Raw genomic sequence first — 25,206 nt, forward strand, 5'->3', positions numbered from 1 at the left:
AGACCGACCCGATCGCCGCGCCCGGCGCGGGTCGCCGTGCCGCCTGGTCGCTCGCCTCGACGGGCGCCGGCTCGGCGCTACGGTAGCCGCGTGGCCGCGACACGCTCCTCGGCGGCCCAGCGCGCCGCCCCCGCTGCGCGGGAATGGCAGGCGGCCGCGTACCTCGGGATCGTGCTTCCGGCGCTCCCGCTCGCGTTCGTCGAGGCCGCCGCGGCGGCGGCGCTGCAGGGCGTCGGCGACACGAGGACGCCGCTCGCCGTGGCCACCCTCGCCGCGCTCCCCGCCGTGGGTGGTGCGGCGCTCCCTGTCGCGGGCGGGAGCAGCAGCGCGGCGACGAGCAGGGCGGCGATCGGTCGATGGAGCTTCATGGGCCTGAGAGCTCCGGCTTGTTCATGAAAGATGCAGGGAAGAAGGTGCAGAGAGGGAGAGGGCTGCCCACCCCCCGTCGGTGCTCGGCGCTGCGCGCCTGCGCGCCGCCGGCCCCTCCCCGGTCCGGCGCTGCGCGCCGGACGGGAGGGGTGCGTTGTCGTGTGGGGACCCCCAAGGCAGGTTTGCTCACGAGACATCTCCCGGGCCGGTTTGGGACGCGAGGCAGCGCTCGCGGGCACCGCAGCGGTGCGCGTCGGCTCTACAGAGAGATCCGATCGAGCCAGGCGATCGGCTCAGGAAAGTGCAGCGGCCTCTGACGATTTCCGGCAGCCGACGGCGTCATCGGAATGCATGGCGCGCGTCGCGCGGGCGGCGCTCACGCACGCGCGCGATGCACATCGACAAAGCGGGGCTGAGCCGGTCTCGGGCCACTATCGTGGGTGGAGAGTTGCTCCGGCTGCCCATTGGCCACCAACCGGCAGTTGCCGGCTGACCCGCCGAGTCGCACCCCGTAGGGGCGACCTGCGGCACGCAAGGTGCGGTTGGGCTGTTACCGTGCCGAGCGAGGGACGTGAAGGCCCAATGCGCGTGCCCGAGGGCAAAACGTCGTCGCCACGAGCCATTGCCGATGAGCACCGTTCGTTGCCAGTTTTGTTGAGGGCAGTGCGTTTTTCTCTCTCGGGCACGCCCGTCGGCTCACCGTTGCTGGGCGAATTCCTGCGTATCGGCCTTGATGCCGGAGGCGGCGCTGTCGCCGTCGCCGTTGCCGCCGGGGCCGGGCTCGCCGGTGGTGATGGTGAGGCCGGTGGCGGGGGGCGGAGTGCCGCGGAAGGCGATGCCGAGGGAGTGGCCGCCGATGCCGCCGCCGCCGATGCCGCCGTTGCCGCCCTTGCCTCCGGGTCCGCCGGAGCAGCCGGCCTTGAGGTCCTCGACGCCGACCGGCAGGGTGCCGCCGAGGCCGCCGGGGCCACCGCTGCCACCCTCTTGACCTGGTCCGCCGTTGCCTCCGCGACCGCCGCGACCGGTCTTGAGCGAGACGTCGTCGAAGGTGAGGCTGGCGTCGAGGCTGACGAGGGCGATGCTGGCGCCGCCGGGGCCGCCGGGGAAACCGCCCTTGCCGCCGCAGCCGCCGGGTCCGCCGGAGCCGCCGCTGGCGCCTCCGGCGGAGTCGGCGGTGCACTGGTTGGCGGCGGCGCCGCCCTTGGCGCCGCCACCGCCGCCGCCCTGCGCGGTGGTGCCCGGTGTGCCGGGCCTGCCGGAGACACCGCCGTAGCCGGCGGAGGAGAGCGAGCCGAGGCCGGTGGCGCTGGCACCGGGGTCGCCGGCGGCGCCCTCGTCACCGGCGGTGCCGGTGGTGCATTCCATCGTCCTCTCGCCCATGCCACCCAGACCGCTGGCGCCGCTCGGCCCACCTGGCGAGCCAGCACCACCTTCCGTCAGCGTGCCGATACCCCCGAGGCCGCCCGTGGAATCGTCGCTCGGGTCGTCGGGCGTGCCGCACGTATTCAGCTTGACACCACCGGGCACGACGATCTCCCCCGAGCACGCTTCCTTGCCCGGATTGCCCATCTCGCCGGCAAGCGCCGCCTCGGCATATGCCTCGCCGTCGCTGCCGTCGGCTGCGTCGCCCGCCTCGAGCGTACAGCGCGCCAACTCGACGGCGACACTCTCCGCGAGTGCGGCGATTGACGACAGGCCCTGCGCTGCCTCGTGACTCGGGTCGATGGCGCGCGCGGTGACGTGGACGTCCTCGACGCGCACCGCGCCGTCGCCGCCGCGCATCACGAGCGGGATCTCGCCTTCAGCGGCGGAGATAGCCGTCTTCGTCGTCTCGCCGATCCAGTCCCAGCCGTTCGAGCAGTCGAGCCCTCCGAAAAGCCCGACGCCGCCTGGCACCTCAATCATACCCTCGAACGCCTCGGCGCAGGTGTACACGCGTCGCGCGGTACCGTCCTGCTGCGCCAGTGCGATGGCGTGCTGGATCGTCTTGACGGGCGCCGCTTTCGTCCCCTCCGCGGCATCGTCTCCGCTGGTCGCGACGAACACCCCGCACGCGTCATCTACCGGCCGGCCGCTCGTGCTCGGCACGCACCCTTCCGGCGTGGCCCCACCTCCGCCGCTGCCGTCGACCGGCCCGCACCGCAACCGGTGCGGACAGTCCGGTGGCAGCGTGCCGCACCCTGCGCCGGCGGCGACCGCGAGGCCGTCCAGCATGACAACTACACTGCTCCAGTCCATGCGTCGCATCACCCTCTTCCTTTGGCTACCGGAAGTCGTCCCTCGCTCCGCCGCGTGCTCACTCAAAACACGCCTCCGATCGAGAGCCCGGCGCTCTGTGTCGTGATTGCCGGCACGATGCGCACGCCGCGTGAAGTTGCTGTCCGCGGCGTCCCGACCGGCCACATCACGGACGCGAGCGCGGCGCCGCCCAGCGCGGCGCCTGCGGTCACGAAGCCGGTGATCGCCAGGTTCCTTGTCGTCCCCTCGGCGATGTACGCATCGGCGAGCGTGTCGCAGCGCGCCCTGAACGCGGGGTCGTTGCACGCGTTGATGCCGCCGTCCTTCACGATCGAATGAAGCGCGTCGTCCGCCTCCCCGCTCTTGCTGTTCGAAACGACCGCCAGCACTACGCCTGCCGCGATCGCCGCGCCGCCGAGGGCGAGCCCTCCGATCACGACGCCGTCGCGCACCCGCGTATCCGGCGGCGCCTGCGCCGGCGTTGGCGTGACCGGCGGCGGCGCAGGCGCCGGCACCGGTGTGGTGGGTGTCGGCTTCGGCGCTGGCGGGTGGAGCTCGATGTTCCGTTGCGTCCCGGGGGCGAGCCGGAGCGGGAACTGCGCCTGGGCGCCGGCGCGGGACTGCCCTTCGATCGTGTGCTCGCCCGGCTCCAGGTACAGGGGCGTCGGGAGCGGCGCCTGCCCTACGATGTTGCCGTCGAGCACGACGGTCGTGCCGGGCTCGGCGTCGATCTGGAGCACGGCGATCTTGGCCATCGCCTCGTCGAGCAGGGCGCGGTGTTCCTGGCTGAGCGGGGTCGGCTTCCCGTCCGGGGTTGGTCGCATGAGGAACGCCAGGTGTTCAGCGGCGTCCCTGTAGCGCCCGACCTTGAGCTCGCAGGCCGCCAGGTTGCCGGCGATCTGCCGGTGCGGCCGGATGCTCCACGCCGCGAGGAACCATGCGTGGCACAGGTCGTACTTCCCTTGCATCCACGCCTCCTCGCCCTTCGCGGACATGTCCCGCGCCGCCCGCGACATGGCGTCGGCTTGCGCTGGCGCTGGCGAGGTGGCCTGCGGCGGCGCGGGTGGGGCGGCGCTGCCCGTCGCGGGCGACAGCACGAGGGCGGCCAGGAGCGAGGCGGCGATCGAACGACGGCTCTTCATGGGCGTGAGAGCTCCGGCTTGTTCAAGAAGGATGCAAGGAAGAAGATGCAGAGAGGGAGATGGCTGCCCACCCCCCGTCGGTGCTCGGCGCTGCGCGCCTGCGCGCCGCCGGCCCCTCCCAGGTCCGGCGCTGCGCGCCGGACGGGAGGGGTGCGCCGTCGTGTCGGGACCCCCAAGGCAGGTTTGCTCACGAGATATCTCCCGGGCCGGCTGGGACGCGAGGCAGCGCTCGCGGGCACCGCAGCGGTGCACATCGGCTCAACAGAAGAGATCGGATCGAGCGAGCCGACCTGCTCACAGAAAGTGCAGCGAGCCCAGTCGATTTCCGGCAGCGCCCGGCGTCATCGGAACGTATGGCGCGCGTCGCGTGCGCGGCGCCCACGCACGCGCGCGGCGCCCGTCGACAAAGCGGGGCTGAGCCGGTCTCGGGCCACTTTCGTGGGTGGAGAGTTGCTCCGGCTGCCCATCGGCCACCAACCGGCAGTTGCCGGCTGACCCGCCGAGTCGCACCCCGCAGGGTGCGACCTGCGGCACGCAAGGTGCGCTCGGAGCTGTACTGTTCCGGTCGAGCGATGTGAAGGCCCAATGCGCGTGCCCAAGGGCGAACCCCGTCGCCACGAGCCATTGCCGATGAGCGCCGGTCGTTGCCAGATTTTGTTGAGGGCAGTGCGTTTTTTCTCTCAGGACCGTCCGTCGGCGCACCGTTACTGCGCAAACTCCTGCGTATCGGCCTTGATGCCCGCGGCGGCGCTGTCGCCGTCGCCGTTGCCGCCGGGGCCGGGCTCGCCGGTGGTGAAGGTGAGGCCGCCGGTGGGGGGCGGAGTGCCGCGGAAGGCGATGCCGAGGGAGTGGCCGCCGATGCCGCCGCCGCCGATGCCGCCGTTGCCGCCTTTGCCGCCGGGGCCGCCGGCGCAGCCGGCCTTAATGTTTTGGATGCCATCCGGCACGGTGCCGCCCGGCCCGCCGATGCCGCCGATGCCGCCCTCTTGACCGGGCCCGCCGTTGCCGCCGCGGCCGCCGCGGCCGGCCTTGAGGGAGACGTCGGTAAACGTGAGCTCGGCGTCGAGGCTGATGAGGGCGATGCTGGCGCCGCCGGGGCCGCCGGGGCTCCCGCCCTTGCCGCCGCAGCCGCCGGGGCCGCCGGAGCCGCCGCTGGCGCCGCCGGCGGAGTCCGGTGTGCACTGATTCGCGGCGGTGCCTCCTTTGGCTCCGCCGCCACCACCACCACCACGCGCGGTGGTGCCGGGGGTGCCGGGTTTGCCGGAGATACCGACGTAGCCGGAGGAGGAGAGCGCGCCGAGGCCGGTGGCGCTGGCGCCGGGGTCGCCGACAGCGCCGGGCTCGCCGACGCTGCCGACGGTGCACTCCAGTGTGGCCTCGCCCCTGCCGCCAAGACCGCCAGCGCTTTCCGGTCCACCAGGCGACCCCGCTCCACCCTCGGTCGGCTGTCCGATGCCTCCGGTGCCGCCTGTGGAATCGTCGCTGGGGTCGTCGGGCGTGCCGCAATCGTTCGGCTTGACAAGGCCGCCGAGCGTTGCCGCGGCCGAACACGCCTCCAGGCCCGGGTTGCCCTGCTCGCCGGCGAGCGCCGGCTCTGCGTACGGCTCGCCGTCGCGGCCGTCTGCGGCGTCGCCCGCCTCGAGCGTGCAGCGCGCCATCTCCACAGTGACGCTCTCCGCGAGCGCGGCGATGGACGACAGGCCCCGCGCCGCCTCATGGCTGGGGTCGATGGCGCGCGCGGCGACGTAGACGTCCTCGACGCGCACCGCGCCGTCGCCGCCGCGCATGATGAGCGGGATCTCGCCCTCGTTCGCGGTGAACTCCGTCTTCTTCGTCTCGCCGATCCAGCCCCAGCCGTTCGAGCAGTCGAGCCCTCCGAAGAGCGAGACGCCGCCGGGCAGTTCCAGCGCTCCCTCGAACGCTTCGGCGCAGGCGTACACCCTTCGCGCGGCGCCCTCTTGCTGCGCGCGCGCCACCGCCTGCTGGATCGTCTTGAGGGGCGCCCCCTTCGTCCCCGCTGCGGCGTCGTTCCCAGAGGCTGCGACGAAGATCCCGCAGCCGTCGTTCACCGCCTCGCCGCTCTTGCTCGGCACGCACCGCTCCGGCGTGCTTCCGCCCCCTCCACCGCCCCCGCTTGCTTCCCCCAAATCGCACAGCAGCTCGTCCAAGCAGCCCTCCGACGGCCTCAAGCACCCTGCGCCGGCGGCGGCGAGGCCGGCCAGCACGACAACGACACCGCTCCAGTACATGCGTCGCATCACCCTCTCCCGTTGGCCACCGCAGGTCGTTCTTCGCTCCGCCGCGTGCTCACTCAAAACGCACCTCCGATCATGAGCCCGGCGCTCTGCGCCGTGACTGCCGGGGCGATGCGCAAGCCGCGTGCAGCCTCTGCCCGCGGCGCCCCGACCGGCCACAGCATGGACGCGAGCGCCGCGCCACCCAGCGCGGCGCTCGCGGTCACGAAGCCGGCGATGGCCAGGTCCCTCGTCGTCTGCTCGGCGAGTTTCGCGTCGGCGAGCGCATCGCAGCGCGCCCTGAACGCGGGGTCTTTGCACGCGTTGATGCCGCCGTCCTTGGCGATCGAATGGCGCGCTTCGCTGGCATCCTCGCTCTTGCCGTTCGACACGACCACCAGCACCACGCCCGCCGCGAGCGCCGCGCCGCCGAGGGCGAGGCCGCCGATCACGACGCCGTCGCGCACCCGCGTGTCCGGCGGCGGCGCCGGTGCGACAGGTGGCGGCGCCACAGGCAGCGCCGCCTGGGGCGGTGCCGCGGCCTGCGGTGCCCGTGGCTGCAGCGCGATCGTCCGCTGCGTGCCCGCGTCGAACCGCGTCGAGTGCTTCTCCACGAGGCCCGAGGCCGACCGCCCTTCGATCGTGTGCTCGCCCGGCTCCAGGTACAGGGGCGTCGGGAGCGGCGCCTGCCCTACGATGTTGCCGTCGAGCACGACGGTCGTGCCGGGCTCGGCGTCGATCTGGAGCACGGCGATCTTGGCCATGGCCTCGTCGAGCAGGGCGCGGTGTTCCTGGCTGAGCGGGGTCGGCTTGCCGTCCGGGGTTGGTCGCATGAGGAACGCCAGGTGTTCAGCGGCGTCCCTGTAGCGCCCGACCTTGAGCTCGCAGGCCGCCAGGTTGCCGGCGATCTGCCGGTGCGGCCGGATGCTCCACGCCGCGAGGAACCATGCGTGGCACAGGTCGTACTTCCCCTGCATCCACGCCTCTTCGCCCTTCGCGAACATGTCGCGCGCCGCCCGCGACATGGCGTCGGCTTGCGCTGGCGCTGGCGAGGTGGCCTGCGGCGGCGCGGCCGGAGGGGCTTGCGGTGGCGCGGGCGGTGCGGCGCTCCCTGTCGCGGGCGACAGCGCGAGGGCGGCGAGGAGCGAGGCGGCGAGCGATCGATGGGTCTTCATGGGCGTCAGAACTCCGGCTTATTTCCGAAGGGAAGAGGGGCGTGCACGGGCGCGGTCGCCGGCGGGGCGGGCGCGGACGACGCGGTGGAGCGCGGCGCCGGAGCGCGCTGCGCGCTCGGCGGCGCCCGGACCGCGCCGGCTCGGGGGGCGGGCACGGCCGCCGCGCTCGGGCGCGCCACCGCGCTCTGGGCGGGGGCGATGGCCGAGGCGCTCGGAGCGGCGGTGGCCGAGGCACTCGGGGCGGCGGTGGCCGAGGCCGAGGCGCTCGGGGCGGCGAGGGCCGAGGCCGAGGCGGCTGGGGCGACCGGTGCCGAGGCGGGCGCGCTCGCGGCCGGCGCCGGGCTCGCCGCGCCCGGGAGCGCGCTCGGCGGCGCCGGCGGGGCGAGCGCGCCGCCGCGATCGTCCTCCAGGGCGCTCTTCTTCCCGGCCAGGAAGGCGAGCGCCGTCGGAACGAGGACGCAGAGCGCCGCGACCACCGCGATCAGCGCGTACCGGAGCCACCGTCGCGCCCGAGGCCGCGCCGTCGCCGCGCCCCCCGCGGCGCCGGGCACGGCCGTCCCCGGCGCCGTCGCCGCCCCCGCCGCGGGCGTGCCCTTCGCCGCCCCTCGCGCGCCGCGCTTCCCCTGCTGCTGCCGCGCCTCCTGCTGCGTCAGCACGTCCTGGAGGCGCGGGTTCTCGATGGCGCGGCGCAGGTTCTCGTCCGAGGCGTCCTGATCCGCGACCCGGCGCAGGGTCTCATCGTTCGGCAGGTAATTCTTGACGTCGTGGCTCATGCGGCACCTCGATCAGAACGGCCGCGCGGGCGCCTTGCGCGCGGGTGGCGGCGGGGCGGCGCGCCGGCGGTCGGGTGCCGGCATGCCATAGATGTCGTCGTCCTCCTCCAGCACCGTGACGGGCGGCCGGGCGCCCCGCGCGCCAGGCGTTGCCCGCGGCTGCGGCGCCGCGGCGGCCGGGCGCGGTTGCGGCGCCGCGAGGGCGGGTCGCGGCTGCGCGGGCGCAGGCGACGTCGGGGGCGCGGCCGCGACGTGGCGGGCGTCCGGCGTGGCAGGGGGAGGGGGCATCGCCTCCTCCTGCGCCGAGGCCGCCGGCAGCGCGCTGCCGGCGGCCGCGGGCGCCGCCGCCTCGCCAGCCGCGGGCGCCACGGCCGGCGGCGGCGCGGGCTCCTCCAGCGGCTCGACGCTCGAGGGCGGCGCCGGTGCGCCGGCGCTCGACGCCCCCTCCGGCGGGCTCACCGTCACGATCCGCCTCTCTGCGGGCTCGGTCGCGACGGGCGCCGGGGCCGCGACGTCGCGAGGTGAGCGCCAGACGAGCACGAGCCCGGCCGAGAGCCCCAGCGCCAGCGAGCATGCGACGGCGGCGGTCCACCCCAGCCGCGCCCTCCGGCGCCGGTCGATGGGCGGTGGACCCAGCCCGATCGAGTCGGGTGGGATGCCCTGCGTCAGGGCGGTCCCCGCCCACGGCGATCCTCCGCTCGACGCCGGGCCGAGCTCGACCGCCTGGGCCGGCATGCTCGGCTGGGCCGGCATGCTCGGCTGGGCCGGCATGCTCCCCGGCAGGCCGGCCTCGGCCCACGGCGGTGCTCCGCTCGGTGCAGCGCTCAGCTCGGCGGGCCGCAGCGGCTCGGTCGAGGGCGCGGGGCCCTCGAACGAGCGCGCCCGCGCGTTCGGATCGGCCCCGGCGGTGGCCAGGTGCGGCGCGCTCGCTCGCGCGCCGGCGCTCCCTCCCAGCGGGGCGGTCGAAAACCCCGGCCGCCCCGTCGCCTCCGGCGCGTACGTGCCCGGTCCCGGAGCGCCCGTGGGCATCCCGCGAGCGTCGAGGAGCGGCGCGGTCGTGGGCGCCACGGTCGCCGGCTGCTCCCACGGCAGGGTGCCATGAGGCGCCGGAGCGACGCCGGCGGCGGGCACCCATGCGCCCGCCGCCGGTTGATCGGGCGGGGGCGCCGCCGCGCCCGCCGCCGGCCCCGCCGCGCCGGGCATCCGGGCCGTCCAGCCGCGGCCCCGCAGCTCGGGCGGCGCGGTGCTCGCCGGCCGGAACGGCAGCGCCGCCTCCGGCGCCCGGAACGCGGCGGCGAGCGGCGCCGTCCCGAACTGCGGCACGTCGCGCGCTCCGTCCGGCCCCGGCCACGCGGCGCGCTCGTCGGTGCTCTCCGGACCGCCGCCTGCGCCCCGCGCCGCGCCGGCGTCGAGCTCCGCCCAGCTCACCTGGCGGTTCCGGGGCTGGGGCGCGACCGGCGGGTCGCGCCGGTGCTCCGCCGCGAGCGGGATGCGACCTTCGTCGGGGGGTGCTCCTCCCGGTAACGGCGGACCGCCCGCGCCAGCGCGCGCTGGACCTCGGCCGCCCGGGGCCGCTCGCGCGGGAGCTTCGAGAGCATCCGGTCGACGAGATCGCTGATCTCCCGGGCGTCGAAGCCCGGCACCGCCTCCACGAGCGGCCTCGGCACGGCGTGGAGCTGGTGGAGCATCACCTCGCCCGCGGTCGGCACCTCGTGCGACGTCGCCGCGAACGTGTGCCGGCCGGCGATCATCTCGTAGAGGATCATCCCGATCGCATACACGTCCGACGCCTTGGTCGCGCCGTCCCCGAGCATCTGCTCCGGCGCCATGTAGTGCACCGTCCCGATGTTCGCGAACGGGTCGCTCGACGTGTGTCCCGGCGGCTGCCGCCGGATCCGTTTGGCGATCCCGAAGTCCACGACCTTGACCAGCCCGGCGCGCGTGACGAGGGCGTTCTCGGGCTTGAGGTCGCGGTGCACGATGCCCGCCCGGTGGGCCACGCGGACGGCGTCCGCGATCTGCGCGGCGATCGAGAGCGCGCTCGGGAGGTCCAGGGCGCCGGCGCGGAAGATCAGCTCCCGGAGCGAGATGCCCTCGATGAGCTCCATGACGATGTACATCACCCCGCCGCGCGTGATGCCCGCGTCGTAGACCTTGACGATGGCGGGGTGGTCGAGCTCCGCCAGGACGCGCGCCTCCTTGCGCTGGCCCTGGGCGAAGCCGCCGCCCTGCATGTACTTGCGCTGCACGACCTTGAGCGCGACGCGCCGCCCCAGGTACTCGTCCTCCGCGACGTAGACCTGCCCCATGCCGCCCTCGCCGAGGAGCCGCACGATGCGGTATTTCTCGCAGCGATCACCGGTGGCGTAGGTCCGGTCCTCGGCCGGCGGCGGCGCGTCCGAGCGGGTGCCCTCCGGTAGGCTCATGGCGAGCTGCCTTCTACGCAGCGCGCTCGCGGCGGGTCAATGGCGCCCACGGCGCGGGGGCGCGCGCGGTACGGCTCTGGGAGGGCGTTCAGCGCTGTGGGCACGGGGCTCTGGCAGGGGCGCCGCGGCGGGAGGAGCCCCTGCAGAGAGATCGGGCGCTGGGGCCGGATGTGCTCAGGAAATCGGCGGGCGGCGATCGAATCGGGGGCGGCCTCCGAGGGGGACGCTGGGACGAGGGGCAGCCCCGTAGCCGCTCCTGCGCAGCCCCATTGCCCCCCTGCGCGCCTCCGACGCCCCTCCTGCGCGCCCCCGACGCCCCTCCTGCGCAGGCTCGACGCCGCTCCTGCGCACCCATGTCGGTGTCCTTTGTTACAGTCGATCGGTGCCTGCGCGGCCGCGGCGCCCCTCCTGCGCGGCCGCGGCACCCCTCCTGCGCGGCCGCGGCACCCCTCCTGCGCAGCTCCGTTGCCCTCCTGCGCGCCCCCGACGCCCCTCCTGCGCAGGCTCGACGCCTCTCCTGCGCACCCATGTCGGTGTCCTTTGTTACAGTCGTTCGGTGCCTGCGCGGCCCTGGCGCCCTCCTGCGCGGCTCGTGCATGAGCTCTGCGCGGCAATCAGGTGGCCCCTGCGCTGCGCCCGCTCTGGGCCTTCGTCATGGTGCTCAGCTACTCGCGGCGGATCTTCCTGCGCTTCTTCCCGAGCGCGGCGATGCCCTTCTTCGTGCATCAGCACCTTCGGCTCGCTCGTCCCACCTGGGCGCGAAATCCACAATAAACGATCTGGGGTCTGAGCCGCACAGACTCCCGGCCCCGCGTGGTCGTGATCGTGATCGTGGTCGTGTTCGTGCGCGTGTTCGTGCGCGTGCGCGTGCGCGTGCACGAAGACGCACAACGCGCGAGCCCTTCCCGTCGATGTAACGCGCACGTCCAACACCGACCGTCCACTCCTGGACCACGAAAACCTCGACGCCTACCGCGTTGCCATCTCATGGGCGTCGTCCAGGGCAAGGACGTCGAGCAGGGCAAACGGCTTCTGTCACGCCTCGCGGGTATCCTGACAAGGATGTGCCGATAGACACGTGTGTCGTGCACGCGCACGCGCACGCGCACGACCACGCGCACGAACACGAACACGAACACGAACACGAACACGAACACGAACACGCGTTCGTGCCGTGTGATGGACTGCCCCTTTTTCTTGTGGGGAGGCGGCGGCGCGCGCGTCGAACGGCCGCGCGTCGGCAGGAGGGATCGCGCTCGGCGGGGCAGACGCGCGGCTCAGGCCCGCTTCCGTCTATCCGGGCGCAGCACGCCGAGGAGGATCACGTCGACGACGTGGGCGAGCTGGGCCTCGTCCACGATCGTGCGGTCCGCGAGCATCTTGTGCCGGAGGTAGGCCGCGAGCAGCTCGCACGGCAGCAGCGGATCCGCGCCCGGCGCGAGCTCGCCGCGCGCGACAGCGGCCTCGATGATGGCCAAAAGCCCCGCCTCCTGGACCGCGCGCAGCGAGCGGGCGATGGTCATGAGCTCCGAGTCGAGCCCCTCGGACAGGAACACGTGAAAGAGGCTCTGCCCCACCGGCGACGTCTGGATCTCGATGATCGCGCGCCCGAGCGCGACGAGGTCCCCGCGCAGCGAGCCCGTGTTCGGCGGGATGATCTTCTCGTCCGTGACCGACAGGAGCGCGGCCCGCACGAGGTCCTCCTTCGTCGGCCAGCGCCGGTAGACGGTGGTCTTGTTGACCCCCGCGCGCGTCGCCACGTCCTCGATCCGGAGCGCGCGGTACCCCGCGCTCGCGAGCTCCTCCAGCGTGGCGGCGAGGATGCCCCGCACGACAGGCTCGCCGCGCACGAGCGCGCGCGTCTTCGCGGAGCCTCGCTTCGCCGTGCGCTTCGCCGTCGTCGCCTGCATCAACCACCATTGAAGTTCCGCTGCGCGGCACACGCCAGCCCAATTTCACGGCGTGGCCGGCTATCGCACCCTTTCGTTGCGATCATCGCAACCAGCGGTTGCGGTCGCCTCCGGCCGTGTTATACCCATCGCAACTGTCGGTTGCGGTCGCCTGGGCGCCGGCGCGCCTGGGCGCTGGGGCCGGAGGCTGGGCGACGGGGGAACGAGCGGACGGCGCAGCGCACCGGCGCGTGCGCCGGCGCGCGCGGCGCCGTGCTCCGCCGAGGCCGCGCTCCGCCCGCATCAGGCCGCTCCGCGACCGACGCTGCCCCGAGGGACCCTTGATCCACACAACGACGAAAGGCCGCGCCCGAAGCCTCCTCCTGCTCCTCGCGCTCGCCGCCGCAGCGGCGGGCTGCGGGACAAGGGCCAGCGCCTCCACCGCCGCCGAGACGAACGGGCCCAAGGCCCGCGTCGAGACCGCGGAGGTGCGCGAGCAGCCCATGCCGCGCAGCATCGCGCTCACCGGCACGCTGCGCGGGGATCGGGAGACCGATCTCGCCGCCAACGCGGTCGGCCGCGTGGTGGAGACGTTCGTCGAGCGCGGCGCCGAGGTGAAGAAGGGCGACCTGCTCGCGCGCCTCGACGTCCGCGCCGCCGCGCTCTCCGCCGCGGAGGCGCAGGCGAACGCCGCGCTGACCCGCGCCCAGGAGGAGACGGCGAAGCGCGAGTGCGAGCGCTACAGGGCGCTGCTCGAGAGCGGCGCGATCTCCGGCGTCGAGCACGATCGGATCGCCGACCAGTGCCGGAGCGCCCCGCTCTCGGTCGCGGCCGCCTCCGCCCGCGCCCGCGCCGCCGCGCAGAGCGTCGGCGACGGCCAGATCCGCGCGCCGTTCGACGGGGTGGTCGCCGAGCGCTTCGTCGACGTCGGTGAGTACGTCCGCCAGGACTCCCGGGTCGTCGCGCTCGTCTCGAAGGGCGCGCCGCGCCTCCGGTTCACCGTGCCCGAGGCGAGCCTCGCGGCCGTCAAGACAGGCGGCGCGCTGACGTTCACCGTGCCGGCGTACCCGGGGCGGTCGTTCGCGGGCACGGTGCGCTGGGTGGGCGCCGCGGTCCGCGAGGCCACGCGCGATCTCGTCGCCGAGGCCGAGGTGCAGGACCCCGACGGCGCGCTGCGGCCGGGCATGTTCGCGTCCGTCGCGCTCGCCACGGACGAGGCGCCGAGCCCCGTGGTGCCGAGATCCGCCCTCGTCCCGCGGGACGGGCGCGCGCACCTGTTCGCCGTCGTCGACCACAGGCTCGAGGAGCGCGTCGTGCAGACCGGCGTGGAGAAGGGCGACGCCGTGGCCGTCCTCCGCGGCGTCCGCGCAGGGGAAGCGATCGTCATCAACCCGTCCGAGGCGCTCCAGAACGGCCAAGCCGTGGAGTGAGGTCGTCATGCAGTGGCTCGCTCGCGTCTGCGTCAAGAGGCCCGTCTTCGCGTCGGTCCTCATGCTCGTCATCGTGGTCCTCGGCGTCGCCGGCTACACCCGGCTCGGCCTCGACCAGTTCCCGGACATCGACGTCCCGTACGTCGTCATCACGACGCGCCTCGACGGCGCGGCGCCCGAGGAGGTCGAGGCCGAGATCTCCGACCGGATCGAGGGCGCGGTGAACACCATCAGCGGCATCGAGGACCTGCGCTCGACGTCGAGCCAGGGCGTGAGCCAGGTCGTCGTCGGCTTCGTGCTGGAGAAGGACGCCGACGTCGCGGCCCAGGAGGTGCGCGACAAGATCAGCGTCGTCCTGCCCAGCCTGCCGAAGGGCATCGATCCGCCGATCGTGAGCAGGATCGACCTTGGCGCGGCCCCGGTGCTGCTCGTCTCCGTGGCGTCGGATCAGCCGATCCGCGAGCTCAGCGAGATCGTCGACAAGCGGGTGCGCCGGCAGATCGAGAGCATCTCCGGCGTCGGCCAGGTCAGCCTGATCGGCGCGCAGAGCCGGCAGATCAACGTCTGGCTCGACCCGATCGCCCTGCGGGCGCAGGGGCTCACCGCGGCCGATGTGCAGCGGGCGATCGCGGCGCAGAACCTGATGACGCCGGGCGGCAGCGTCGAGACCGGCCCCGAGGACCTCACGCTCCGCGTGATGGGGCGCGTCGAGTCGCCCGAGGCCCTCGGCCGCATCGTCCTCCGGGAGCAGGACGGCCACGCCGTGCGCCTCTCGGACGTCGCCCGCGTCGAGGACGGCCGCGCGGAGGAGAAGACCTGGGCGCAGCTCGACGAGCGGCGCACCGTCCTCCTGTCGGTGGTCAAGCAGTCGGGCCAGAACACCGTGGCCGTCGTCGACGCCGTGAAGGCGCGCCTCGACGAGGTGCAGCGCTCGCTGCCCGAGGGGACGAAGATCGAGGTCGTGCGCGACGGCTCGCGCGTGATCCGCACGGGCATCGCCGCCGTGAAGGAGCACCTCGTCCTCGGCGCCCTCCTCGCCGCGGCGGTGGTGCTCCTCTTCCTCGGCAACGCCCGCAGCACGCTCATCGCGGCGCTCGCGATCCCGATCTCGGTCGTCGGCACGTTCGCGGTGATGTGGATCGCCGGCTTCACGCTGAATTTCCTCACGCTGCTCGCGCTCGCGCTCGCCGTGGGCATCGTCATCGACGACGCCATCGTCGTGCTCGAGAACATCGTCCGCTACATCGATGAGAAGGGCATGAAGCCGTTCCCGGCCGCGGTGCTCGCGACGAAGGAGATCGGCCTCGCGGTGCTCGCGACAACGCTGTCGCTCATGGCGGTCTTCATCCCTGTCGCGTTCATGCCCGGGATCGTGGGGCGCTTCCTCAAGAGCTTCGGCCTCACGATGGCGTTCGCGATCGGCGTCTCGCTGATCGTCAGCTTCTCCCTCACGCCCTCGCTCGCCGCGCGGTGGCTCTCGGGGCACGCGCGCAGTGGGCGTGACGCGCGTGACGCGCGTGACGCGCCCAACGGAGGTGACGGCGCGCCCGCGAAGCGGTCGGTCCTCGAGCGCGCCGTCGACGTCTTCTACCGGCCGATCGAGCGCGCCTACATGGCCGCGCTCTCGTGGGTGATGAAGCGCCGCTGGGTGATCGTCGTCGCCTCGGCGGTCGCGCTCGGCTCGTGCGCGCCCATCGCGAAGACGCTGCCCGCCGGCTTCCTCCCGGAGGACGATCAGGCGCAGTTCGAGATCAACATGCGCGCGCCCGAGGGGACGAGCCTCACCTCGACCCGCCTCATCGCCGAGCGGATCGCCGGCGACGTGCGCCGGCTCCCGGGCGTCACCCGGACGCTCCTGACGGTGGGGGAGGGCGAGCAGCAGGCCGCGAACGTCGCCAAGGTCTACGTGATGCTCGTCGACCCGGAGCAGCGCGCGCTCGGGCAGCTCGCGATCATGCAGCGGGTGCGCGAGGAGATCCTCGCGAAGCTGCCGGAGGAGCTGCGCGTCACGGCCGGCGAGGTGCAGGCGGTCTCGTCCGGCGGCCAGTCGTCGGCGAGGATCCAGGTGGCGATCCAGGGGCCGGATCTCGACCGGCTGGGCGAGTACGCGGCGCGCATCACCGAGGAGCTGCGGAAGGTCCCCGGCGCGGTGGACGTCGACAACAGCCTCGTCGTGGGCAAGCCCGAGCTGCGCGCGGTCATCGATCGCGACCGCGCCGCGGATCTCGGCGTCCAGGTGGCCGACGTGGCCGGCGCGCTCCAGCTCTTCGTCGGCGGGCTCAAGGTGTCGACGTACTCGGAGGCCGGCGAGCAGTACGACGTCCGCGTGCGCGCCGACGCGCAGCACCGCGCCGACGCCGGGAGCCTCGCGTTCCTCACGGTGCCGTCGTCCAAGCACGGCGCCGTCCCGCTCCACAGCGTGGTCACGATGGAGCCCGACAGCGGCCCCTCGTCGATCGGCCGCCTCGGCCGGCGCCGGCAGATCACGATCAGCGCGAACGCCGCCCCCGGCGTCGGCGACTCGGCGGTGCAGGCGGCGCTCGACAGGATCATCGCCGAGCAGCGGATGCCGGCGGGCTACTCCGCGCAGCCCGTGGGCAGCTCGAAGAACACGGCGAGCACGGCGGCGAGCTTCGTCGTCGTCATCGGGCTCGCGTTCGTGTTCATGTACCTCATCCTCGCGGCGCAGTTCGAGTCGTGGCTCCACCCGATCACGATCCTGCTCTCGCTGCCGCTCACGGTGCCGTTCGCGCTGCTCTCGCTCAAGCTCTTCGGCCAGTCGCTGAACCTCTTCTCGGGGCTCGGGCTGCTCGTCCTCTTCGGCGTGGTGAAGAAGAACGCGATCCTCCAGATCGATCACACGAACCATCTGCGCGCGGAGGGGATGCCGCGGCTCCAGGCGATCCTGCAGGCGAACAAGGACCGGCTCCGCCCGATCCTCATGACGACGATCGCCTTCGTGGCCGGCATGATCCCGCTCGTGCTCTCGCACGGGGTCGGCTCGGGCCAGAACCGGACGACAGGGGCCATCGTGCTCGGCGGCCAGTCGCTCTCCCTGGTCCTCACGCTGCTCGCGGTGCCGGTGGCCTACTCGCTCTTCGACGACGCGGCCGAGTGGATCCGCCGCCGCCGGCGCAGGGCGGCGGAGGACAAGGGCGAGGCCGAGCTCGACGCGCTGCTCGGCGGGCCGGGAGCGAGCGCGCCGGCGGGCGGCGAATGATGGGCTAGAGCGACAAACGGGTTGGAAACTGCCTGAAAAGCGCAGAATTTCGAACCGCCAAGTCGCCAAGGGCGCCAAGATTGTGTTTGTTCTTGGCGTACTTGGCGCCTTGGCGGTTCATCTCTCGCTCGCTCAACGTGATCGGTGTCCTGGGGGCGCCGCGCGGCCGCCTCAGAGGATCGGATCGATGCGGTAGACCCGGCTCGTCAGCGTGTCGACGAGGTAGAGCTTGCCGTCCGGCCCGAAGGTGATCCCCGCGAGCGAGCCCGCGGGCAGGCCCGTGTCCAGGGTGCGGACCACCTGCCCCGCCGTGTCGAAGGCGTAGATCCTGCTGGTCGCGTGATCCGTGACGTAGACGAGGCCCTCGTGGACCTCGAGGCCGCTCGGGGCCTCGAGCGTCCCCGGGGGGACGAACTCGATGAGGGTGGCGCCGTCCATGTGCCTGCGCACCTTCACCGGCTCTTGCCCGTCGAAGCTCGCGCCGGGCACGCCGCTCGTCGGATCCAGCTTGAGCAGCCGCTTGTGGCCTGTGTCGGCGACGTAGAGGCGCTCTTCCTTGGCGCTGTAGAAGATATGGCTCGACGTGGCCTCGACCCCGAGCACCTCGCCGGCGGCATAGCGGTAGATCTCGCCGTCGGAGTGATCGTCGTGGCCGGGGCCGTGATCGTGGGCGAAGTCGTACCGGTCGAGCGCCTTGTCGTTGCCGTTGAAGACCCAGTAGACGTTGGCCTGCTCGTGCGCGATGCCCTTGCAGAAGGAGCTCGAGTGGAGCATGTCGAGGTGCGACCCGAGGCCGTCGGGCGTCTCCGTGGCGAAGATCGAGAGATCCGAGGAGAAGAGCGACGGGCCCATGAAGTAGTTGCCGCCGTTGTCGTTGTCGCCGCAGACGCCGAACGTGCCTGGGTGGCCGAAGGCGATCGCGGGCGGCTGGTCCATGAAGTGCGCCGCGGCGGGGTCGCGGAGGCGGACCCACGAGCCGTCCGGTGCGCCGGGCTTCGTGATGATGATCACGCTGTCGTCCTTGCGGTTGACGACCCAGAGCTCCTCGGGCCGCTCCGGGTTGAAGGCGAGGTCGGTCGGCTCGCGCTGCCGGTTCGGCTCGAAGACGGACACGAGCGCGACCGAGGACGGACTGCCATCCTTCACGCCGATCGCAGATCCCGGCGGCAGCTCGACGCACGCGCCGAGCGCCTGGTCGCACAGCGGCGTGTCGGGCGTGGCGGCGCACTCCGGCGACGCGCTACAGCGCGGCGCGGACGACAGCGGGGCATCGGCGTCTGCCCCCGAGCAGGCCGGCAGGAGCCCCACGCTGGCCAGGACGAGCACCCTCTGAAGCGTCATTCAAGCCTCCCGGTGAAGAGGAGGACATTCTGACCCGACCGGTCACGCCGGCCATCGCTTTGTGCCGTGGCGCGGTGGCGGAGGGCGGCCCTCGTGGGTAGCCTGGTGCGTCATGAGCGATCGCGAGCCAGAGCGAAGCCCGGAGGGCGCGGAGCAGGCGAGGGGAGGCGCCGAGGACGCGCGGGCGGCGGGGGCGGTCGCGGCGCTCGTCGAGAGTCACCGCGAGTTTCTGCGCTTCCTGGAACGGAAGGTGGGCAATCGCGCCATCGCCGAGGACATCCTGCAGGACGCCTTCGTGCGGGGCATAGGGCGCATCGACAGCCTGCGCGACGAGGAGTCGGCCACGGCGTGGTTCTATCGGACCCTCCGGAACGCCGTGGTCGACCATTTCCGCCGGAAGGGCGCGTCGGAGCGGGCGATGGCCGCGCTGGCCGCCGAGCTCGACGAGGTGGCCGAGCCCGAGGTCGAGCGCCGCGCCGTCTGCCAGTGCGTCCGGGCGCTGGCCGGCACGCTGAAGCCCGAGTACGCCGCCGCGATCCAGCGCGTGGAGGTCGACGGCCTCTCGGTGCAGGCCTTCGCCGAGGAGGCGTCGATCACCGCGAACAACGCGGCGGTGCGCCTCTTCCGCGCCCGCGAGGCCCTCCGCAAGCAGGTTGTCGCGTCGTGCGGGAGCTGCGCGGAGCACGGGTGCCTCGACTGCACGTGCGCCCCGGTGCCCCCGCCGCCGTCGAAGGGTGAGCCCGAGCCGAAGCGAGGCTGCGGGCACGGGCATGGTGGAGCGGGCTGATCCCCATGATCGAGGTGCTGGCGCCGCGGCCGTTCGACGGATTGGCGGGTCCGAAGCTGTTCCTCGCCGGATCCATCGACAACGGCCAGGCCGAGCTGTGGCAGGCGCGCGTCGCAGAGGAGCTCGCGGATCTCGAGGTGGTGATCCTCAACCCGCGGCGGGAGCGGTGGGAGCCGGGCTGGGCGCAGAGCCTCGAGAACCCGAGCTTCGTGGAGCAGGTGCAATGGGAGCTCCGCGGGCTCGAGGAGGCGGACGTCATCTTGATGTACCTCGCGCCGGGCTCGAAGGCGCCGATCAGCTTGCTGGAGCTCGGCCTGTTCGGGCGCTCCGGGAAGATGCATGTCGTCTGTCCGGAGGGGTTCTGGCGCAAGGGCAACGTGGATGTCGTGTGTGAGCGGTACGCGATCCCGCGCCATGCGAGCTTGCCTGATGGGCTGCGGGCGGTGCGCGGGGCGCTCGTGCGCAGCAGCGGCGGTTAGGTTTGCATAGCTGAACGATGGGCCGCGAAGTGGCTCATCATGGGCCATCATGGGCCATGAAGCGGGCCTCGCGCTCGGCCCGAAGCCGAATTGAAGCCGAGCAACGCCGGGCTCGCGCGCTCCGCTGCTCCTTTCGCTGGCGCGGCTCGGTCGTTGCAATGGGCGCGAGCATGCGAACCGGAACCCATCTGTGCGCAATGGCATCCTTGCTCGCGGCCGCGCTCGGGGTCGGCGCCTGCGGCTCGGTCGAAATCGACAGAGACCCAGGCGGCACAGGCGCTTCCGGCGGCACGGGCGCTCCCGGCGGCCCGGGCGAAGCCGAGCCGTTCCCCGAGACATGCAGCGCGCCCGACCTCTACCCGGTGTGCGACACCGATGCGAAGTTCTGCGGCAATGGTGTGGTGGATACGTGTGATGTCTGCTGGAGCCTCGACGGCAACGCCCCCCAGTGCGTCGAGGCGACCGAGGCGTGCGACAGCGCCGTCAGCGAGACGTGCAGCTCCCTCGGATACGCGGGAGGCCGCACCGCGTGCAGCGATACCTGCTCGATCGACGTCCGTGACTGCGACTCGTGCCTCGGGGCCCCGAACCAGCTCGCGTGCGCGCGCCCGCGCGTCGATGGATACAACGTCAGCGACATCGCGATGGCGAGCGACGAACAGGGGCTCGCCGCTGCATGGCTGAGCTTCGACGACAAAGTCCGCTTCGCCCGCTTCTCGACGAGCCTCGAGCTGGAGCGCCAGTGGGACTGCGTGGACGCGCGCTCGGCGCTGCGGGTGGCGCTCGCGCCCAGCCCCGGAGGCTTCCTCATGGCGGTCGGCGGCGCGGGCGACGACCCTGAGCTGTGGCTCTACCGCCTCGATCCCGACGGAGACGAGATCGCTGTGCGCCTGATCAAGAACGCCGCCTATCCCGTGCTCGCGGCGAGGCCCGGCGCGCCGCCGCTGCTCGTTTATGCGAGCACCAACGTCGCGTGGGCGCCGGCGAAGATCGTCGCCGAGCTGCTCGACGAAGACGGAGAGGCGACATGGCAAGCGACGGTCGCCGACACGGCCCATGGCGAGACGGCCGCGGCGGCCTTCGCGGATCCGGGGTTCGTCGTGTCCACCGGGGTGCTCACGGACGACGGCGAGGACGCGGGGGCGACCGTGCTCGTGCCGATCGACGCGTCAGGGGAGGTCGGCCCGGCGCGCGAGCTCGCCGGCCTCCGTGACGTGGCGCTCGCGCCCGCCGGAGCAGGCCGGGTCGGCGGCGTGTGGCTCCATGGCGAGCGCTTCGAGGTCGGCTGGCTCGACGGACAGGCGGCCCTCGCCGGCGACCCCGTGACGATCGCGACGCGCGACCCCGCGAAGGACACGCAGGAGCACGCGATCACCGTGTCGAACGGCCGCGCCATCGTGGCGCTCGTCGAGGAGGAGGCGACGCAGGTCAGCCTCTTCCACGTGGACGCCGACGGCTCGCTCGCCGTCCCTCGGTATGCGTTCTCGAGAGAGCCGGCAGGGCTGTCCTGGCTCGCGGCCGCGCCGGCGGACGACGGCGCCGCGCTCGTGTGGACGACGTACGCGGAGCCAGCGAGCAGCCGGTTCGTCCTCGGCCGCGCGCGACGCTGACGGCGGCGGCTACAGAGAAGCCGCCGCCAGCGCCTGACCGAAGATCCTCGCCGCCTCGTCGATCTGCGCCGCCGTGATGACGAGCGGCGGCAGGAAGCGCACAACGCTGCCGTGGCGGCCGCCGAGCTCCACGATCATCCCCCGCCGGAGGCACTCGCGCTGCACGCGCCCGGCGAGGTCACGGTGGGCAGGGCGCGCCCCGAGCGCGTCGGGCGCGGCCGCCGCGTCCACGAGCTCCACGCCGACCATCAGGCCGCGCCCGCGCACGTCGCCGATGCTCGCGTGATCCCTGGCGAGCGCGGCGAGCTGCGCCGTGAGCCGCGCGCCGAGCTCCGCGGCCGCCGCGTCGAGGCGCTCCGCGCGCAGCACCGACAGCGTGACCGAGCCCGCCGCCATCGCGAGCTGGTTGCCGCGGAACGTGCCGGCGTGGGCGCCCGGACGCCAGGTGTCGAAGCGCTCGTGGTACACGACCACCGAGAGCGGCAGTCCGCCGCCAAGCGCCTTCGACAGCACAAGCACGTCCGGCTCGATGCCGGCGTGCTCGAACGCGAACATGCGCCCCGTGCGGCCGAAGCCCGTCTGCACCTCGTCGAGGATCAGCGGGATGTCATGGCGCGTCGCCAGCTCCCGCAGCCCCTTCAGCCAGGCGACCGGCGCCGGGATCATGCCCCCCTCGCCCTGCACCGCCTCGACGATGATCGCAGCGGGCTTGGGCACGCCGCCCTCCGGATCGGAAAGCAGGTTGTCGATGTACGCGAGCGAGGCCGCGATGCCGGCGGCGCCGCCGAGCCCGAACGGGCAGCGGTACTCGTACGGATACGGCAGGAACTGCACACCGTTCAGGCTGGCGCCGAGCGCCGCCTTGGGCCCGAGATTGCCCATCAGGGTGAGCGCGCCCTGCGTCATGCCGTGGTACGCGCCCTGAAAAGCCAGCACCGTGCCGCGCCCGGTCGCGGTCTTGACAAGCTTCAGCGCGGCTTCCACGGCGTCCGCCCCCGTGGGGCCGCAGAACTGGATGCGCGCCTGGTTGGCGAAGGGCACCGGCAGCACGCCGAGCACGTCCTGCGTGAAGCGATCTTTGACAGGCGTGGTGAGGTCGAGCGTGTGGAGCGGTAGACCGGAGTGCAGCGTCCGCACCAGGACGTCGGTGACCAGAGGGTGGTTGTGCCCGAGCGCCAGGGTGCCGGCCCCGGCCAGACAATCGAGGAACACGCGCCCCTCGACGTCCTCCACGTACACGCCCTGCGCGCGCGAGAGCGCCAGCGGCAGGCGACGCGGGTACGAGCGGGCGTTCGACTCGCGCTGCCGCTGCCGCTCGAGCAGGGGGTTGTCCCCGAGCTCGTACAGCGCGCGCCGCCGGTGGCGCTCGCCGAGCTCCGCGGCGAGGCCCGCGTGAAGGGACGATCTGGAGGCCGCCGGCGCGGGGTCCGACACGGGCAAACTGGAAGCTGCAGACAGACTCATGGGGTACTCCCTGGTGAGAAGGGTTGCTCCGCTCCGGCGCTCCAGGGCGCGCTCATCGAGGTTCAGGACCTCAGGGCCCGTGGCGCGCGATGGCCTCGGCGCTCGGGGTTCTCCCGGTGCTCGGGCCCGATCGAGCGCTGCGCCTCGCGGTCCACGGCGACTTTGTAAACGGTGTTGTCGTCGTGCTCCTCGTTCGCCATGGGGCTCCTGCGTTCGCGATGCGCTGCGAGGTGGGGTGAACGCGTCATGGGCGCTCGGGGACGAGCGTGAGCGTGTGCGCGGCCGGCCCTGCCAGGAGCGGCAGCGGGCGCCCGTCGACCCAGGCGCGCTGCTGATCGCGGTAGTGGGGCGACCGCGGGTCGCCCGATTGCCCGGTCGGCATGTGCAGGATCCCTTCCGCCTCGTGTCCTGGCGAGACCACGAGCCGCTCGCTGGCGGCGAACGAGTCGCTCACCAGGCGCACGCACTCGTTGCACCCCGGGAGCGGCTCGTCGGGCATGTTGAGGCGCGCCGCGAGCTCCGGCGTCACGCCGAGCGGGTGCGCGATCCGCACCCGGCTCACCGCGCCCCACGCGATCTGGTCGACGGGTCGCCCGCCGTGCTCCTGCTTGACCGCGGTCATCGCCTTCTCCAGCGCCGCGAGGACGAAGGCGTCCCAGCCCTCCGGCGCCGGGACGAGATCGGCCGATCGCGCGTCGAGCGCGCGCTGCAAGGGCGTGTCGATGTCGGACAGCTCGAGCTCGAGGGTCGGCTCCGCGGCGCGGCTCGCGCCGAGCCACGCGGCGAACACCTCGCCCGCCAGGACGCGCCGGAACCGATCGAGGAGCGGCAGGCCCACGCTCGACGCGTCCGCCCGGCCGTCCCACGCCGCCACCGCGCGCCGCGCCTCGGCGAGCGGAGGCCGCCTCGCCACGGCCTCTCCGGTGAGCGCGCGCAGCGCGAGGTCGCGGTAGAACCCGTAGAACTCGGCCCGCGTGTCGAGCTGCAGCGAGAGCAGGTCGGCCTCGGTGACCGCTCGCGCCTCGCGCAGGCGCTCGGTGATGCGGAAGGCGCGGTAGCCGTTCGCGTAGTCGCGGCCGAGCTCCAGCGCGCCCTCGCCGATCGGCATCCGGTGGTTGGCGTTGACCACGAACCCTGCCGGCGGATCCACGATGCGCGGCAGCGCGGCGGGGGGCAGGTAGCCCTCCCAGCCCGCGCGCCCGTCTGCCCAGGAGACGCTGACCGAGCCGTCGAGGCCGCGGCGCCGGGGCATGCGCCCCGTCACCGTCCACGCGACGCGGCCGCGCCGGTCGGCGAGCAAAACGTTGCACCCGGGCCCACCGGCGGCGTTCATCACGGCGATCGCCTCCTCGACGGTCCGGGCGCGATCCATGTCGATGAGGCCGAGGTCGACCCCCCCGGGATCGAGCGCCGTCCAGCGGATCGCGACCTTCGCTCCGAGGAGCGGCCGCGGCGCGACGGGCCCCCAGAGCGTCCTTCGGGCCGCGACGGTGACGTCGGCCTCGCCGCGGACCCTGATCGTCTCCTCCGCGACGTCGAACCGCCTCCACCCCGAGGGCGTCCGGTATTCGTCGGGACGCCCGGGGTGGGCCTCGATCTGGACGAGATCCATCACGTCGCCGTCGAGGTTGGTCAGCCCCCAGGCGACGTGGCGGTTCGTCCCCACGATGACCATGGGCACGCCGGGCAGCACGATGCCCGCGACCTCGCTGTCGCCGTAGCGGAGCTCCGCGCGGTACCAGATGTTGGGAACGCCGAGCTCCAGGTGCATGTCGTTCGCGAGCAGGGCGCGGCCGTCGCTCGTGCGCTGGCCGGCCACCGCCCAGCCGTTTGAGCCGACCGGCGCCCCGCCGGAGGCCGCGCTGAGCACGGCGCCGCGCCGCGCATCCGCGCTCCGGCTCTGGGCCACCAGCGCGCGCAGCTCCTCGGCGGGCAGCGGCGGCGCCGCGGGCGCCTCGGCGCCGAGCAGCGATCGCGTGTACGGGTCGGTGCCCTCGAGCAGGAAGGACGTCACGCCCTTCGGGAGGCTGCGTGTCAGGACCGTGCGCGACCGCTCCAGCTCCTCGCTGACGCTGAGGGCGTTGAACATGCCCAGCACCACGAGGACGCTGTCCTCCGGCCGCCACGGCTCGGGCCGATAGCCCAGCTCCTTGAACTCGACAGGCAGCGCCTCGGCGCTCCGGAGATAGGCGTTGACGCCCTCGGCGTACGCGTCGAGCGCGGCGCGCTGGCGCTCCGGGAGGCGCGCGAGGATCGCCGACGCGGCCCGCGGGACGCCGTACAGCCGCTGCCGGGTATCGGCCGCCAGCAGATCGCGCCCGAGGATCTCCGCGAGCCGCCCCCCGCTGCTCCGGCGGAGCAGGTCGAGCTGGAACAGCCGGTCGCGCGCCGTGACGACGCCGAGGGCGCGGAGGGCGTCCTCCCGCGAGGCGGCGCGGATCGTCGGGATCCCCAGGCGATCGGACGTGACCGTCGCCGCGCTCTCCAGGCCCGGCACGGCCACCCCGCCGCCGGCGCGCGGCGCCGCGGCGCGGGCGGCGCGGGCGGCGCCCTGGGTCCCGTCCGCGCAGCCGGCGATCGTCAGCGAGGCGAGCGCCGAGAGGAGGAGCGATCGGACGCCGCGCCTCAT

The 25,206-nt window shown here is 73.5% G+C and carries 18 protein-coding genes; 6 read left to right on the forward strand and 12 right to left on the reverse strand.

Annotated elements, in window-relative coordinates; genetic code table 11:
* Positions 1-90: 90 nt before the first annotated feature.
* The gene (locus WMF22_RS45355) at positions 91-396 is read left to right on the forward strand and encodes a hypothetical protein (RefSeq protein ID WP_438033782.1); all 306 of its coding nucleotides are present in this window, start codon (positions 91-93) and stop codon (positions 394-396) included.
* 669 nt (positions 397-1,065) lie between these two features.
* Here the strand turns inward: WMF22_RS45355 and WMF22_RS45360 are convergent.
* From WMF22_RS45360 to WMF22_RS45395, 8 genes are all read right to left on the reverse strand, one after another.
* The gene (locus tag WMF22_RS45360; protein ID WP_438033783.1) at positions 1,066-2,616 is read right to left on the reverse strand and encodes a PGRS family protein; all 1,551 of its coding nucleotides are present in this window, start codon (positions 2,614-2,616) and stop codon (positions 1,066-1,068) included.
* A gap of 53 nt (positions 2,617-2,669) precedes the next feature.
* Complete coding sequence (locus WMF22_RS45365) at positions 2,670-3,749, reverse strand: hypothetical protein (protein WP_438033784.1); 1,080 nt, start codon at positions 3,747-3,749, stop codon at positions 2,670-2,672.
* 704 nt (positions 3,750-4,453) lie between these two features.
* Positions 4,454-5,998 carry a PGRS family protein gene (locus WMF22_RS45370; protein WP_438033785.1) on the reverse strand — a complete coding sequence of 515 codons (1,545 nt, stop codon included), beginning with the start codon at positions 5,996-5,998 and terminating at the stop codon, positions 4,454-4,456.
* A gap of 62 nt (positions 5,999-6,060) precedes the next feature.
* Complete coding sequence (locus WMF22_RS45375; protein ID WP_438033786.1) at positions 6,061-7,158, reverse strand: hypothetical protein; 1,098 nt, start codon at positions 7,156-7,158, stop codon at positions 6,061-6,063.
* A 5-nt stretch (positions 7,159-7,163) separates the two neighbouring features.
* Positions 7,164-7,931: a hypothetical protein gene (locus tag WMF22_RS45380; protein ID WP_438033787.1), complete on the reverse strand. Its 768-nt coding sequence runs from the start codon at positions 7,929-7,931 to the stop codon at positions 7,164-7,166.
* A gap of 12 nt (positions 7,932-7,943) precedes the next feature.
* Positions 7,944-9,359 (reverse strand): hypothetical protein, encoded by a 1,416-nt coding sequence (locus WMF22_RS45385; RefSeq protein WP_438033788.1) that lies wholly within the window; start codon positions 9,357-9,359, stop codon positions 7,944-7,946.
* The gene (locus tag WMF22_RS45390; protein WP_438033789.1) at positions 9,356-10,357 is read right to left on the reverse strand and encodes a serine/threonine-protein kinase; all 1,002 of its coding nucleotides are present in this window, start codon (positions 10,355-10,357) and stop codon (positions 9,356-9,358) included. The genes WMF22_RS45385 and WMF22_RS45390 overlap by 4 nt, the downstream gene beginning before the upstream one ends.
* Before the next feature lie 1,277 nt (positions 10,358-11,634).
* Positions 11,635-12,267: a TetR/AcrR family transcriptional regulator gene (locus tag WMF22_RS45395; protein ID WP_437296038.1), complete on the reverse strand. Its 633-nt coding sequence runs from the start codon at positions 12,265-12,267 to the stop codon at positions 11,635-11,637.
* Positions 12,268-12,587: 320 nt separating this feature from the next.
* Between WMF22_RS45395 and WMF22_RS45400 the strand changes: the two genes are divergently transcribed.
* Both WMF22_RS45400 and WMF22_RS45405 read left to right on the forward strand, forming a co-directional pair.
* Positions 12,588-13,676 carry an efflux RND transporter periplasmic adaptor subunit gene (locus WMF22_RS45400; RefSeq protein ID WP_437296039.1) on the forward strand — a complete coding sequence of 363 codons (1,089 nt, stop codon included), beginning with the start codon at positions 12,588-12,590 and terminating at the stop codon, positions 13,674-13,676.
* Between the two features lie 7 nt (positions 13,677-13,683).
* On the forward strand, positions 13,684-16,896 hold the full coding sequence (locus WMF22_RS45405; protein ID WP_438033790.1) for an efflux RND transporter permease subunit: 3,213 nt from the start codon (positions 13,684-13,686) through the stop codon (positions 16,894-16,896).
* Between the two features lie 171 nt (positions 16,897-17,067).
* Here the strand turns inward: WMF22_RS45405 and WMF22_RS45410 are convergent, their stop codons facing one another.
* A complete protein-coding gene (locus tag WMF22_RS45410; RefSeq protein WP_438033791.1) occupies positions 17,068-18,237 on the reverse strand; it encodes a hypothetical protein in 1,170 nt (389 codons plus the stop codon).
* A gap of 112 nt (positions 18,238-18,349) precedes the next feature.
* Between WMF22_RS45410 and WMF22_RS45415 the strand changes: the two genes are divergently transcribed.
* From WMF22_RS45415 to WMF22_RS45425, 3 genes are all read left to right on the forward strand, one after another.
* A complete protein-coding gene (locus WMF22_RS45415) occupies positions 18,350-19,024 on the forward strand; it encodes an RNA polymerase sigma factor (protein WP_438033792.1) in 675 nt (224 codons plus the stop codon).
* Between the two features lie 5 nt (positions 19,025-19,029).
* The gene (locus WMF22_RS45420) at positions 19,030-19,503 is read left to right on the forward strand and encodes a nucleoside 2-deoxyribosyltransferase domain-containing protein (RefSeq protein ID WP_438033793.1); all 474 of its coding nucleotides are present in this window, start codon (positions 19,030-19,032) and stop codon (positions 19,501-19,503) included.
* Positions 19,504-19,700: 197 nt separating this feature from the next.
* The gene (locus WMF22_RS45425) at positions 19,701-21,113 is read left to right on the forward strand and encodes a hypothetical protein (RefSeq protein WP_438033794.1); all 1,413 of its coding nucleotides are present in this window, start codon (positions 19,701-19,703) and stop codon (positions 21,111-21,113) included.
* A 9-nt stretch (positions 21,114-21,122) separates the two neighbouring features.
* Here the strand turns inward: WMF22_RS45425 and WMF22_RS45430 are convergent, their stop codons facing one another.
* The 3 genes from WMF22_RS45430 to WMF22_RS45440 all read right to left on the reverse strand — a co-directional run bounded on the left by WMF22_RS45430 (position 21,123) and on the right by WMF22_RS45440 (position 25,206).
* Positions 21,123-22,577, reverse strand: coding sequence for a diaminobutyrate--2-oxoglutarate transaminase (locus tag WMF22_RS45430; RefSeq protein ID WP_438033795.1), 1,455 nt, complete (start codon positions 22,575-22,577; stop codon positions 21,123-21,125).
* Between the two features lie 62 nt (positions 22,578-22,639).
* Positions 22,640-22,777: a hypothetical protein gene (locus tag WMF22_RS45435; RefSeq protein ID WP_438033796.1), complete on the reverse strand. Its 138-nt coding sequence runs from the start codon at positions 22,775-22,777 to the stop codon at positions 22,640-22,642.
* Between the two features lie 44 nt (positions 22,778-22,821).
* Complete coding sequence (locus WMF22_RS45440) at positions 22,822-25,206, reverse strand: penicillin acylase family protein (protein WP_438033797.1); 2,385 nt, start codon at positions 25,204-25,206, stop codon at positions 22,822-22,824.

The organism is Sorangium sp. So ce204 (genome assembly GCF_051526795.1).
In the GTDB taxonomy this organism is placed as follows: Bacteria; Myxococcota_A; Polyangia; order Polyangiales; family Polyangiaceae; genus Sorangium; species Sorangium cellulosum_B.